Source organism: Nocardia salmonicida (assembly GCF_036142455.1).
GTDB classification, from domain to species: domain Bacteria; phylum Actinomycetota; class Actinomycetes; order Mycobacteriales; family Mycobacteriaceae; genus Nocardia; species Nocardia salmonicida.
This window is the reverse complement of sequence record NZ_CP108014.1, coordinates 1,542,694-1,555,848: the sequence shown is the minus strand read 5'-3', so window position 1 is coordinate 1,555,848 and position 13,155 is coordinate 1,542,694. Positions and strand designations below refer to the sequence as shown.

At 67.1% G+C, this 13,155-nt stretch carries 13 protein-coding genes and 1 pseudogene; 8 read left to right on the top strand and 6 right to left on the bottom strand.

Annotation, left to right across the window (positions count from 1 at the left end; all coding sequences use genetic code 11):
- Positions 1-37 precede the first annotated feature (37 nt).
- Together OHS03_RS07415 and OHS03_RS07410 are read left to right on the top strand one after the other, a co-directional pair.
- Positions 38-469, top strand: coding sequence for a PaaI family thioesterase (locus OHS03_RS07415; protein WP_328661812.1), 432 nt, complete (start codon positions 38-40; stop codon positions 467-469).
- A gap of 31 nt (positions 470-500) precedes the next feature.
- Entirely contained in the window at positions 501-1,595 is a 1,095-nt protein-coding gene (locus tag OHS03_RS07410; RefSeq protein ID WP_328661810.1) for a PQQ-dependent sugar dehydrogenase, read from the top strand.
- Here the strand turns inward: OHS03_RS07410 and OHS03_RS07405 are convergent.
- Positions 1,564-2,358, bottom strand: coding sequence for a metallophosphoesterase (locus OHS03_RS07405; RefSeq protein WP_328661807.1), 795 nt, complete (start codon positions 2,356-2,358; stop codon positions 1,564-1,566). The two genes, OHS03_RS07410 and OHS03_RS07405, sit on opposite strands and share 32 nt — an antisense overlap.
- Positions 2,359-2,890: 532 nt before the next feature.
- Between OHS03_RS07405 and OHS03_RS07400 the strand changes: the two genes are divergently transcribed.
- Together OHS03_RS07400 and OHS03_RS07395 are read left to right on the top strand one after the other, a co-directional pair.
- Positions 2,891-3,595 carry a hypothetical protein gene (locus tag OHS03_RS07400; RefSeq protein ID WP_328661805.1) on the top strand — a complete coding sequence of 235 codons (705 nt, stop codon included), beginning with the start codon at positions 2,891-2,893 and terminating at the stop codon, positions 3,593-3,595.
- A gap of 27 nt (positions 3,596-3,622) precedes the next feature.
- The gene (locus OHS03_RS07395) at positions 3,623-4,318 is read left to right on the top strand and encodes an LmeA family phospholipid-binding protein (RefSeq protein WP_328661803.1); all 696 of its coding nucleotides are present in this window, start codon (positions 3,623-3,625) and stop codon (positions 4,316-4,318) included.
- A gap of 24 nt (positions 4,319-4,342) precedes the next feature.
- Here the strand turns inward: OHS03_RS07395 and OHS03_RS07390 are convergent.
- Both OHS03_RS07390 and OHS03_RS07385 read right to left on the bottom strand, forming a co-directional pair.
- Positions 4,343-4,786 (bottom strand): annotated as a pseudogene (locus OHS03_RS07390) (nitroreductase family deazaflavin-dependent oxidoreductase); the annotation flags it as partial.
- Positions 4,787-4,837: 51 nt separating this feature from the next.
- On the bottom strand, positions 4,838-5,404 hold the full coding sequence (locus tag OHS03_RS07385; protein ID WP_328661802.1) for a TetR/AcrR family transcriptional regulator: 567 nt from the start codon (positions 5,402-5,404) through the stop codon (positions 4,838-4,840).
- A gap of 87 nt (positions 5,405-5,491) precedes the next feature.
- Here OHS03_RS07385 and OHS03_RS07380 point away from each other — a divergent pair, with 87 nt between their 5' ends.
- Both OHS03_RS07380 and OHS03_RS07375 read left to right on the top strand, forming a co-directional pair.
- Positions 5,492-5,953, top strand: coding sequence for a PaaI family thioesterase (locus OHS03_RS07380; protein WP_328661800.1), 462 nt, complete (start codon positions 5,492-5,494; stop codon positions 5,951-5,953).
- A 34-nt stretch (positions 5,954-5,987) separates the two neighbouring features.
- Entirely contained in the window at positions 5,988-8,228 is a 2,241-nt protein-coding gene (locus OHS03_RS07375) for a molybdopterin-dependent oxidoreductase (protein WP_328661798.1), read from the top strand.
- 12 nt (positions 8,229-8,240) lie between these two features.
- On the opposite strand, the gene OHS03_RS07370 is transcribed toward OHS03_RS07375, so the two are convergent.
- Complete coding sequence (locus tag OHS03_RS07370; RefSeq protein ID WP_328661797.1) at positions 8,241-9,314, bottom strand: fatty acid desaturase family protein; 1,074 nt, start codon at positions 9,312-9,314, stop codon at positions 8,241-8,243.
- A gap of 235 nt (positions 9,315-9,549) precedes the next feature.
- Here OHS03_RS07370 and OHS03_RS07365 point away from each other — a divergent pair, with 235 nt between their 5' ends.
- Entirely contained in the window at positions 9,550-9,801 is a 252-nt protein-coding gene (locus tag OHS03_RS07365; RefSeq protein WP_131816541.1) for a hypothetical protein, read from the top strand.
- Between the two features lie 4 nt (positions 9,802-9,805).
- On the opposite strand, the gene OHS03_RS07360 is transcribed toward OHS03_RS07365, so the two are convergent.
- Together OHS03_RS07360 and OHS03_RS07355 are read right to left on the bottom strand one after the other, a co-directional pair.
- On the bottom strand, positions 9,806-10,432 hold the full coding sequence (locus OHS03_RS07360) for a hypothetical protein (protein WP_328661795.1): 627 nt from the start codon (positions 10,430-10,432) through the stop codon (positions 9,806-9,808).
- A gap of 80 nt (positions 10,433-10,512) precedes the next feature.
- A complete protein-coding gene (locus OHS03_RS07355) occupies positions 10,513-11,619 on the bottom strand; it encodes an alpha/beta hydrolase (protein WP_328661793.1) in 1,107 nt (368 codons plus the stop codon).
- Between the two features lie 117 nt (positions 11,620-11,736).
- Between OHS03_RS07355 and OHS03_RS07350 the strand changes: the two genes are divergently transcribed.
- On the top strand, positions 11,737-13,134 hold the full coding sequence (locus tag OHS03_RS07350) for a sensor histidine kinase (protein ID WP_328661790.1): 1,398 nt from the start codon (positions 11,737-11,739) through the stop codon (positions 13,132-13,134).
- Positions 13,135-13,155: the final 21 nt, after the last annotated feature.

The following is a 13,155-nucleotide window of genomic DNA, read 5'->3' as shown; positions in this document are numbered from 1 at the left end:
ATTCCGATATCGTAGTCAACTTCCGATAGGACTCCCGATGACCCTCTCCCCGCAGCTCCCCCGCACCGGCAGCGAAGCCATGGCCCTGTTCCTGCCCCAATCACCCTTCGTCCGGCACATGGGCATCGAACTCGTCGACATCGAGGAGGGCTCGGCCCGTCTCCGGATGCCCTTCCGCGAAGAACTCGTCACGGTCGGCGACATGGTCCACGGCGGCGCCCTCGCAGGCTGCATCGATATCGGCATCATGGCCGCGGCCTGGGCCGGAGCTCGGCTCCCCGAGCAATTGCGCGGGGTGACCGTCTCGATGTCCATCGATTTCATCCAGCCGGCCAATGCCGAAAGCATCGACATCATCGGCACTCGCCTGCGCGCCGGGCGCCACCTCAGCACCTGCCGGGTCGACATCGTCGCCACCGACGGCGGTCGCCTCATCGCCGCGGGCGCGGGCACATACAAGGTGGGCTGAACCACCGGCCGGCGGGCCTAACCTCGACAGCATGGAGTTCCGCAAGACAGCGTTTCTCGTCACGCCCGCTTTCGCTCTCACCCTGCTGTGCGCGTGCTCTCCGGGCGAGAGTCCCGATCGGTCGAGCACCCCGTCCTACTCCTCAGCGCACGAGTCGCCCGTCACCGATGAGCTCGACGCGCCGTGGTCGATCGCCTTCCACGGCGCCACCGCGCTGGTGAGCGAGCGAGACAGAGGTCGCATCCTCGAAATCGGTACCGCCGGAACACAACACGAGGTGGGCACCGTCGACGATGTCGAGCCCTCAGGCGAAGGCGGCCTCCTCGGCATCGCCGTGCGCGGGGCGCAGTTGTTCGCCTACTACACGGCCGCCGACGACAACCGCATCGAACGATTCGACCTCACAGGAGAACCGGGCAACCTCACGCTCGGCGGCGGCAGAACAATCCTCACCGGACTGCCCGCCGCGGCCAACCACAACGGCGGCCGGATCGCCTTCGGTCCCGACGGGATGCTGTATGCCACCGTCGGCGACGCGGGCAACCGGCCCGCCGCCCAGGATCGCGCGGCCCTCGCCGGAAAGATCCTGCGCATGACACCGGACGGGCAGGCACCCGCCGACAACCCCGTCCCGGGCTCACTCGTCTACAGCTACGGCCACCGGAACCCGCAGGGCATCACCTGGGCGGCGGACGGCAGGATGTTCGCCAGTGAATTCGGCCAGAACACCTGGGACGAACTCAATCTCATCGAACCCGGCGGCAATTACGGCTGGCCCGAGGTCGAAGGCATCGCAGGCCGAACCGGTTCCATCGACCCACTTCAACAGTGGAAACCGTCCGAGGCCAGCCCGAGCGGGATGACGAATATCGGTGGGTCCCTTTACATCGCGAATCTGCGCGGCGAGCGACTGCGTCGAATCCCCCTCGACAACCTCACCCAGTCGACCGAGTCTCTGGTCGGCGAGTACGGGCGCCTCCGCGACATCGCCGTCGCCCCGGACGGATCGCTGTGGGTACTGACGAACAACACCGATGGTCGCGGCGAACCTGCCGCTGGTGACGACCGCATCGTCCGCCTCGAGCCGACCGCGTTCACCGCTCCGGATGCAACACCAACACGGTGATCTCACTGGGCGCGAACACCCGCATCGGCGGACCCCAATAGCCGGTGCCGCGGCTGGTGTAGAGCTGGGTGCCGTTCGCGTGTCTGCTCAGTCCCGCGACCACCGGCTGGTCGAGCCGGACCAGGTAGTGGAACGGCCAGATCTGACCGCCGTGCGTGTGCCCGGAAATTTGTAGTTCCACCCCCGCCGCGGAGCTGTCGGCGACCTGTTTGGGCTGGTGGGCCAGCAGGACGACCGGCAGGTCGGGGTCGGTGCCCGCGAGCGCGGCGGACAGGTCGGGACCGTGGCCGGGCACATCGGCGGTGGGGTCGTCGATTCCGGCGACAACCAGCCGGCCACCGTCGCGCTCGACGGTGCGGTGCGCATTGTGCAGCGGCTGCCAGCCGATCGAGGCCATGTAGTCGATCCAGCTCTGGGCATCGTCGAGGTACTCGTGATTGCCGGTGATGTAGAACCGGCCGAGCGGCGCTTCGACGCGCGCGAGCGGGGCGACCTGATCGGCCCGTTTCGCCACCGACCCGTCGACGAGATCCCCGGCGAGACCCACGATGTCGGGCCGCTGCGCGTTGACCACGTCGACAACGTCTCGCGACCACTGCTCCCGGTCGATCGCGGCGAAGTGGGTGTCGGTGAGCACCACGACGCGCAGCCCGTCGAGACCCTCGGCCAGGCCCGGGATCGCGACGTCGACGGTACGAACCTGCGGCACCCGCCGCGCCTCGTACACCCCGTACCCGGTGAGCACCGCCGAGACCACCACCACAGCGAGCGCCCCGACTCGCGCGCATCCGATCGACCCCGGCGACGCGCAGCGCGCCCCGGACGATCGAACCGATCAGCGACCAGACGAACACCACCCACAAGACCCCGAGCAGAACGTCACCGACGATCGCCGCCGGATCGAACTGCGGCGGCCCGTGCCCGAGGAACAGAGCGACGAGCAAACACAGATACCCGACCACGCAGGCCGCTGTGCCGACCCGGAACAGAGTCCCGCTACGCCCCGTCGGCGCGGCAACCAGGGTCCACCACGGGACCACGAACATCACCGCCGGAACCAGCAGGACCACTATCACCAGCACCACCGAGGTCACGAGATCCCGTCCGCAACAAGGCCGCCCCCGGTCGGGCCGCACCACAGCAGATCATCTCAGGTCACTTTCGGCCCGGACGCGACCCATGCCCCCACTAAAACAAGAGCACTGCTCTTGCTTTGCCGACGTGACTGTGTGACCATCGATCTCAAGAAAGAGCACCGCTCTCGAAACTGGGCGGTGCGCCCCCAAAGGAGTGTCATGTCCCTTCCCTCGCTCGCATCGCGTCCCGACAACCGCGCCCGCTGGGGCGCCTTCGCCTTCGCACTCGCGGGCATCCTGTTCGTCATCTACGAGGCTGCCGCCCCGCGCGTTTCCGACCAGACCACGCTCGACAGCGCCGAGTCATGGACAAGCCTTGGCTGGTCCCTGGCACACATCGCCGCGATCGCCGGGCTCATCCTCATCCCGCTCGGATACAGTGCGTTGCGCGATCGACTCCGAGGCACTCCTCACGAGGGCACCGCTGCCGCGGCCGCGACGATCGGCTACATCGGATCGGCCCTGACGATCTCCTACTACGGCGCGGAGGTCTACGGCCTCAAAGCAATCGGACAGCGCGCCGTTGCCGACCGGGACGCCACGCTGACCGAGGTCGGCAACGCCTTCCGGTACGACCCGACCGCGATGAGCGTTTTCGCGATCGGCCTCATGCTGATCGCGGTCGCGGCGGTACTGGCCGCGGTGGCGGTGTGGCGTTCGGGCACTCTGCACCGCTGGAGCGCCGTCCCGCTCGCGGTACTTCTGGCAACGATGCTGCCGCAGTACTTCCTGCCCCACACCGGCCGAATCGCCTGGGGCGCAATGGTGGCGGTCGCGGCCATGTGGCTCACCGCCGAGATGGTGCGGGACCACACCCCCACCGAGCGGGTCGAAACTACCCACCGGCCACGATCCGCAGCATGATGGTGGGATGGCCGAGATGATGAATGCATGCGCGCACTGCTGATACTGATCGTCGTGCTGATGATCGCACTGGTCGTCGGCGATCGAGTCGGGGTCGTCATGGCGCAGAACGAGATCGGACGCCAGATCGCCGCCGAGTACGACCTCGCGCATCAGCCCGAGGTCGAAATCGGCGGCTTTCCGTTCCTGACCCAGGCCGTCAACGGCACTTATCACGACATCGATATCCGGATCGGCGACTGGAGTGGGTACGACATCTCCGTCCACAACCTCGATGTCGCACTGGCCGACGTCTCCGCACCGCTGACCGACGTACTCAACAACCGCAGCTCGAACCTTGTCGCGGCCACGGCGACCGCGACCGCCGTGGTTCCCTACGACATCGTGCAGGGCTTCGCGCCGTCGGAAGTGCAATCGATCTCCGACAGTCCGGACGGACTGCGCGTGACCGGGAGGTTCTCGGTGGCGGGCATCTCGGTGCCGGCAACGGTGTTCGTCACCGTCGCACCGACCGAGGCGGGCATCGAGGTCACCCCGGTCTCGGTCCAGTCCGCGGCAGGCGGACCGACGATCTCCCTTGCCCTGATCCGCCAGTCCCTGACCTTCGTCGTGCCGCTCCAGGAATTACCACTCGGCGCGCGCCTGACCGCCATCCAACCCGGCGCGGACGGCCTGCACGTCACCGCCGTAGCTCACGACGTTCGGCTCGACAGCCTGCCGTGAGAATCTCGCAGCGCCTGCCCCGGGTCAGTGCCGATCGGTATCGGTGAAGGTGATCCGGACCGAGATCGGCGCACTCTGCAGCGCTCGGAAGGTGGCGGCGGTCAAGCCGGCGAACGCGGGATGCGACGCGAAGGTGCGCGCCCGAGCGTCGACATCGTCGTCGGGCACCAACTGCGCGGTACCGGTGCGCCAGGCGCCCCCTTGCCGAATTCGCACCTGCGGGTCGGCGGTGATGTTGGCGGTCCATCCCGAGCGGGTGCCGTGCTGGGAGATCACCCACGCGCCGGACTCGTCGAAGGCCGCCGCGATCGGGACCAGCCGCAGTGCGCCGCTCTTTCGTCCGATCGTTTCCAATTCGGTGGCGAGCGCGGTGTCTATTCCCAGGCGGCGCAGCGCGCGCACGGTGGGGTTGGCGACGTAGCGACCCACGCCGCGCTCGAAGAGAAACTTGCGCCGCGCGCGCTGGTCGATCTGCTCGGTCATCGTTGTCGGCCTCTCTGTTCCAGGTGAGGTGAGCTGTCAGAGTTCGAGAAGTTTGACGAGGGTGGTACCCGCGTCATCGAGCGGCTGCAGGGATTTCGTGCTTCGGCATTGGATGATCGCGCCTTCGACCGTGCTGATGATGACGCCGCCGATCGAGGCGGCCGCAACGGAGTCCATCCCCGCCGATCTCAGGAACTCGGCCAGCCGACCGGTCCAGTCGCCGAACACAGTGGCCGACGCCGCTTGCACGGTCGGCGAGTCGCTGCCGCTCTGCGCGGCGGCCACGATCGGGCATCCGGCGGTGAACGACGAGGTCTCGAGGATCTGCTTCCAGGCTTCCACGAGTCCGACGACCACCTCCGCCGGTGACGACGACGCGGCGATCAGCGCCTCGATCATCGCGGTGATCTGCTGCCCGGCGTGCAGGGTCGCCTGCTCCATGAGCTCGCTCTTGCCGCCGGGGAAGTGCAGATAAATCGAGCCTCGGGCGGTCTTGCTGTGGGCGAGCAGGTCGGTCAGTCCGGTCGCCGCGACTCCGTGTTCGCGCATCATGAGAATCGCGCTGCGGATGAGGCGTTCTCGTGGTCCCGCTACCGGGTTCATCGGCACCCCTTTCGCCATAGACCGATCAGTTCATCATACGGTATCGTCACCGATGATAGAACGATCGGTCTATCAAGAGAGGGCACCATGACCACCACAACGCACCACCCCGAAACGCCGGATTTCGCCACCATGAGCGGCCTCGACCTGCTCCGCGCCGCGGCCGCGATGCCCGATCAAGTAGGAATCGGCTCGCTGCTCGGAATGACGATCGAGGAACTCGAGTTCGGCCGGGTGTCGTTCAGCCTCGTCACCCGACCCGATTTCGCGAACCCACTCGGCACCACCCACGGCGGAATCTGCGCGACCTTGCTGGACTCGGTGATGGGTTGCGCGATTCATTCCGCGCTGGACGCGGGGGTCGGGTACGGCACGTTGGAGCTGAAGGTCAACTACATCCGGTCCGTGCCGATCCACGGCCGCCGTCTCATCGCCACCGGCTCGACGCTGCACGTCGGCCGCACCACGGCGACCGCGGAAGGCAAGGTGCACGATGAAGCGGGCAAACTCGTCGCCCACGCCACCACCACCTGCATCATCCATCGCTGACGGGGGGAAGTCGATGCCGGTCGAGGAGGCTCACGTGACGAACGACAGCGGGGAATGGCAGGCCAGCGCGTGCATTCTGTGTGAGAACAACTGCGGGATAACCGTCAAGGTCGAAGGACGGCGGCTCGCGAAAATCCGCGGCGACAAGGCCCATCCCGGCTCCGCCGGGTACACCTGCAACAAGGCGTTGCGGCTGGACCATTATCAAAACGGCGGCACCCGGATCACCTCACCGCTGCGGCGCGAGAACGACGGCACCTACACCGAGATCAGCTGGGATGCCGCGATCACCGAGATCGCCGACCGACTGCGCGCGGTGCGCGACACCCACGGTGGGGAATCGATCTTCTTCTACGGTGGCGGCGGACAGGGCAACCACCTGGGCGGCGCGTACAGCAGCGCGTTGCTGCGTGCCGTCGGCGGACGCTATCGCTCCAACGCGCTCGCTCAGGAAAAACTCGGCGAGGCCTGGGTCGACGCCCATCTGACCGGCGGACACACCCACGGCGACTTCGAACACGCGCAGGTCAGCGTGTTCGTCGGTAAGAATCCGTGGCAGTCGCACGGCGTTTCGCGCGCCCGCACCGTGCTCCAGAACATCGCCAAGGACCCCGCCCGCACCATGATCGTGCTCGACCCGGTGCGTACCGAGACCGCCGATATGGCCGACATCCACCTGCAGATCAAACCGGGCACCGACGCGTGGTGCCTGGCCGCGATCCTCGGTGTGATCGTTGCGCAGGATCTGGTCGACCACGAGTTCCTGGCCGCACACACGACCGAGGCCGAGCCGGTGCTCGCCGCCCTGCGCACCATCGATGTCGACGCGTATGCCCACCTGAGCGGCGTCGATCCCGCCTCGGTCCGTAAGGCCGCGCAGTTGATCGGGACCGCGGAGAGTGTGTCGACCTACGAGGATCTGGGTGTGCAGCAGAGCCCGAACAGCACCCTGGTGTCATACCTGAACAAGCTGACCTGGTTGCTCACCGGAAACTTCGCCACCCGCGGCGCGATGCAGATGCACTCCTGGGTCGTCCCGCTGATCAACTACTCGGTGCAGACGAAGGCCACGCCGGTGACCGGGGTGCCGATGCCCGGCGGTCTCGTGCCCGGAAATGTCATCGCCGAGGAGATTCTCACCGATCATCCGCAGCGGTTCCGCGCGATGATCGTCGAATCCTCGAACCCGGCGCATTCGCTGGCGGATTCGCAGCGCTTCCGTGAGGCATTCGAGTCCCTCGAACTCAGCGTCGTGATCGATGTCGCGATGACCGAGACCGCTCGTCGCGCCCACTATGTTCTCCCGGCGGCGAGTCAATTCGAGAAGTGGGAAGCGACCTTCTTCAACCTCGAATTCCCGATCAACACCTTCCAACTCCGTGCCCCGCTGCTCGAGCCGCTGCCCGGTACGTTGGCCGAACCGGAAATCTATGCCCGCCTCGTCCGCGAGCTCGGTGCCGCCCGCCCGCTGGCATTGTCGGTACTCAAAGGCGCGCTGCGCCTCGGCCGCAAAGTCTATGGTCTGACGTTTCTCGCGTTGCTCGCACTCGACAAGAAGGCCGCGGGCTTGGCCCCCTTCCTGCTCTACGAAACGCTCGGCCCGACCCTGCCCGGCGGCGCACGGTCAGCGGCAGTGCTGTGGGCGCTCGCCCAGCGAGTCGCGCATCTGCATCCGAAATCCATGCGCCGCGCCGGCCACCGGAACGCCGAGGCACTGTTTTCCGCGATGCTCACCGAACGATCCGGCGTCGCGGTGACCGCCGACGAACTCGACGGCGGCTGCTGGACCTACGTGCCCGCACGCAATCTGCCGATCAACCTGACCATCCCGCCCCTGCTCGAATCCCTGCGAGGTCTCGACCGCAGGGAATGGGCGCACACCAGCGACGAATACCCCTTCGTCCTCTCCGCGGGCGAGCGCCGCGCGTTCACCGCGAACACGATCTTCCGTGACGACAGTTGGCGACGCCGCGACACCACCGGCGCACTGCGGATCAGCCCTGCCGATGCCGAGCGGCTCGGATTGGCCGACGGCGGTCGAGCACTGATCACCACCAATCGCGGCTCCGCGACCGCGACCGTCGAACTCAACGACCGAATGCAGAACGGCCACATCTCCCTACCCAACGGCCTCGGGCTCGACCTCCCCGGAACTGACCAGCGCACCGGCGTGGCGCCCAACGACCTCACCGATCTGCGACGGCGCGACGAGTACTCCGCCACCCCCTGGCACAAACACGTACCCGCCCGGGTCGAACCCCTCCCGACAGCCTGACCCGGGCACTTTTCACTGATTACGTTGTGGCGCTTCGGTATCCGAGTGGCGCAGCGGGGCGCCGACGTGATGCAGGTGCGTCAGCGCCTCGCGATAGGAGGAGACGAGTCCGGTTTCGTGGTACGGCACGCCGATCTCGGCGCAGTAGTTGCGGACGATCACCTGGGCATGACGCAGGTTCGGCGTCGGCATACTCGGGAACAGGTGGTGTTCGATCTGATAGTTGAGTCCGCCCAGGGCGAGATCGGTCACCGCGCCACCGCGCACATTGCGGGAGGTCAGGACCTGGCGACGGAGGTAGTCGGGGCGGTCGTCGCCGGTCGAGGTCGGCATGCCCTTGTGGTTCGGGGCGAAGATGCAGCCCATGTACAGGCCGAAAAGGCCCTGGTGGACGACAAGGAACACGAGGGCTTTGTCGGCGGGCAGAACCGCGAACACCGCGGTCAGGTAGAGGGCGAAGTGGCCGAACAGCAGCGCGCCCTCCCATCCGCGGTGTTTGACCGACCGATTGCGCAGCGCGCGGACGCCGGCCACATGGAGGTTCAGGCCCTCGAGCAGCAACAGGGGAAAGAACAGGAACGCCTGGGCCCGTCCGATGAGCCGGGGCAGACCGCGGCTGGACCGGGCCTGCCGCTGTGACCAGACCAGGATGTCGGGCGCGACATCGGGGTCGAGTTCCTCGTGGTTCGGATTGGCGTGATGACGGGTGTGCTTGTCCTGCCACCAGCCGTAGCCGAGACCGATGCCCGCGTTGCCGACGAGTCTTCCCACGAGCTCGGTCGGCTGCCGCAGCCGGAAGACTTGGCGGTGCGCCACGTCGTGCATCACGAGTGCGACTTGCGCGAACGTCACGGCCATGAACGCCGCGACCAGCAGCGTCCACCACGAATCGCCGACGAGGACGAACGCCGCCCACCCGCCGACGAACGCGATCCCGACGAGGCTGAGCCGCACGGCGTAGTAGACAGGACGTCGGCCCATCAGCCCCGCCTCGGAGATTCGGCGCAACAGGCGGGCGTAATCGCCCTCCGCTCCGCGCCGCGGCGACCGTGGAGAAGACTCCGGGACCAGGGCAGGTTTTGTCATGATCCCGAAGCTATCGCTGAGATTCTCGTCGGCCGTAATCCCTTGGTATGAGACGGAATCGGACTGCGGGGTGATATCGCGGGGCAACCCCACAGCACCGGCAGTCGATTCCGTGCTCGAAACCGAGGGTTCAAACACGACGTCCCTGGGTAAAAAGATGTCGATACCGTTCGCGAATCGGGCGAACGGGACGTCTTAGCAGGCGTTTCACAGTGTGGAGACCAGGTTGCTGAATTTGATCGAGCTCATACGCAGACCGGCGCAGTCGACGATCCCGACCGAGCCCCCCACCGCGGCCGGGTCGCTGCGGGCAGGCGATGTCGTGCTCACCGCCAAGCGCAGCTACCGGGTGGTCAGCACCAGCTTCGCCGACGACGCGCGTCGCGCGGGCCGTGTGGTCGCCGACACGGTCGACCTGGTCACCGGACGTCTGCGCGTGCTCGATTTCCCCAGCGCCGACACGATGGTCACCGTCAAAGCGGCGTAGTCCGTCAGACCGGCCGGTGCCGGACGTCGGTGGGGGGAGGAAAGCGGCGGGTGTTCGATTGCTTCCCGTCGGCGGGAACCACCACCTCTTCCTCGACCACACGCCGCTGGTCGACGCCACGCGTGCGTTCGGCGAAGGCGATATCTCGCGCACTGCGCACCGACAGGCGTCCTAGTGAGCTCGCGGCGAAGAACAGGATCAGCGCGCCGAGTCCGTAGAAGTACGTCAGCTCCAGCAGCGCACGCTTCAGATCCGAGGTGGCGACCGGCTCGCCGATGGCCCCGAGTCGCAGCACCGCGGCCAGGAACGGCCCGATCACGAACCACACGCCCGCCGCCACCGCCAGCCAGCCACCGAAACTGGCGACCAGCCGGTTGCGGCTCAGCAGCATGAGCAGCCCACCGACGATCGCGACGGCGCCCGGCAGAACCTCGAGCCAGCCGCGAGCCGACGTCCAGACCCACGCCTCGTCGGGGGTGTACGCGAAATCGAAATAGGGGCCGACAAACGGGATGAGCGCGCCCCAGATACCGAGAAGCAGCACCACGAGCCCGCCCAGCGCGCCCCTGCTACGCGGAATATGAAATCGTCCGCCGTTCCTGGTCGAGACTTTCTCGTCGGCATCCATCATGAGCCTCCATCATCGGAGAACAGAACCAGGTAGCGCTTACCCCGCCTCATCCCGATTACGCACTTGCGCCGAAAACGGAATCAGCTTCGGCCGATCTCGCTGTCGCCGAGAAATCTCGAGATCTGTTCGATGACGGGTAATGGCTGCTCTTGTTGGACCCAGTGACCGGCATCGGGTATCAACACGGAGCCGGCGAATCGTGCGCAGACGACGTCCGCCATCGTGCGCAGCGCACCGGGCGATTGCCACACACCCCAATCAGACCGTCCGGCGATGAATTGCGTGGGCACTTCTATTCGCGAGGCGCGCTGCGCTGCGGGGTTGGGCAGCGTCAGGGCCGCGTACCAATTGAGTGCGCCCTGAAATCCGGTTCGACCGAATTCCCGTGCGTAGAAATTCAGTTCTTCGTCGGTCAGCCATTCACACGTGGCCCGCTGCTGCGAGGAAGGAAGGTGCGGCGCTACGGTTTCCGGCATGTTGACGCCAGCATCCATGACGTAGTAGCGCGGCAGCAGCGCCAAGTCGTGCGCGGTAGATCCCGGTAGTTCCCCGGCGTCCGCGTTTCCCGGCCAGTCCGCGCTCTTCATGTGGAAATACGCGCGCAAGAAGTCGGCGATCCCTTGCGGGGCGTCGGCGATATCGGAAGCACTCGTCGTTCCCGCGAAGTAGTGCTGGTAATGCCTGCGTGGCGGTGACAGCGCCCGCAGCGCGGTGTCGAGTTCGGCCGACGACTTGGGGACGCCCGCCCCGGCGAACGGCGCGCTCATCAACGTCAACGATCGGATGACACGTTGGTCGCCGAGCGTGGCCCAGCCCGCGACGACCGAGCCGAAGTCGTGCCCGACCAGATGAGCCCGGTCGTAGCCGAGCGCGCGAATGAGCTCGAGGGCGTCCCCGGCCAGGTTGTCGGTGCGGAAGGATGCGAGGTCGGCGACATCGCTGCCGGTGGTCCGGCCGTAGCCGCGTTGGTCAGGGGCCACCACGTGGAATCCGGCGTCGGCCAGCGGCGCCAAGACCTTGCGCCAGGAGTACGCCAGTTCGGGAAATCCGTGCAGCAGCAACACCAGCGGACGACCGGAACCGACGTGACCGGACTCGAGGATATGAACCCGCAACCCGTTGACATCGTCGAGGAAGCGAGACCTGACTCCGTCCGACAGCCCCGGAAAGTCGACATCCTGACCCATAGCGCCCTCCTCCGGCTGTGAATGTGGTTGCGCCGCATCCATGGTGTAGCTCACCACACCATCGACTCGGTGGGCAGCTCGATCGAATTTCCGCGTCGCGACGACAACCATGGGGTCATGACCGAGAAACCAGCCGAGTCGACCCTCGTGGTCGACCTCGCCGACGAGCCGACCGTCGCGCTCGACGCACCACAGGATGAACCGCGACGCCGCACCGGACCGCTGACCGCGGTGCTGCGCGCGCCGCTCGAAGCAAGGACCTGGAAGGAGCTCGCCTACCTGGTCCTGTCGTTCGTGCTCGGCTGTGTGGCCGTGTGCTACCTGTTCTTCGGGTTCGGCGGCGGACTGTACGCGTCGATCCTGCTCATCGGCATTCCGTTGCTGGCGACCGTGCTGCTCGGCGGGCGGGTGTGGGGCAGGATCTATCGGTTCCTCGGCGGCGCACTGCTCGGGACCCGGGTCGACTCGCCACCGGATTTCACCAGGGCGAGCGGCCTGTTCGGCTTCCTGAAGGGCGCGTTCACCGATCGGCCCAGCTGGCGGGTCGTGTTGTTCCTGATCGCGCAATCGGTGCTCGGTGTCGCGGTCGGCTATGTCGTGCTCGTGGTGATCGCGATGGTCGGGTTCACGGCGCTCTCGCCCATCCCGTGGGTGCTGCTGGATCCGGTCCAGGTGGACGACAACGGCGTCGAGCACCACAGTCTGGCGCAATTCGGCACGTTCTACATCGACACCTGGCCGCGCGCGCTCGCCCTGTCCGGGATCGGTGTCCTGCTGTGTTTCGCACTGCCGTGGCTGATCCGTAGCGTCTGCTGGTTGCATCGGATGCTGATCGTCGGCCTGTTGGCGGCGACACCGCGCGACCGGCAACTGGCAGAACTGCGGGCCAGCAGACGGGCCGCGGTGGACGATGCGACCGCCACACTGCGCCGGGTCGAACGCGACCTGCACGACGGCACGCAGGCTCGGCTGGTCACCATCGCCATGGCGCTGGGCAGGGCCGAAGAACGCCTGGCCGCGGGCGGCGACGCCCGCGACCTCGTCGCCGAGGCGCGCGCCAACTCCAAGGAGGCGTTGACCGAACTGCGCGAACTGGTCCGTGGCATCCATCCCCCCGCGCTAGAGCTCGGCCTCGGCCCGGCGTTGGAGACGCTCACCGCCCGCTGCGCGGTGCCGGTCGACCTGCGGGTGCAGATCCCCCGCCGGCCGAGCCCGGCCATCGAGGCGATCGCCTACTTCTCGGTCGCCGAGCTACTCACCAACGTCGTCAAACACGCGCACGCGAACCGGGCCACCGTGTCGGTGCTGCCAGAGGGCGGGCGCCGCCTCGCGGTCACCGTGCGCGACAACGGAATCGGTGGTGCGCCCCACCCCGGCACGCCGACCGTGACCGGTAGCGGGTTGGCCGGGCTCGCCGCGCGTGCGCTGGCCGTCGACGGCACGCTCACCGTCGACAGTCCGGTCGGCGGGCCTACCGTGGTGACCATGATCCTGCCGAACGAGGGCCCGCAGTGACCGCGGGCAGTGCATCGCACG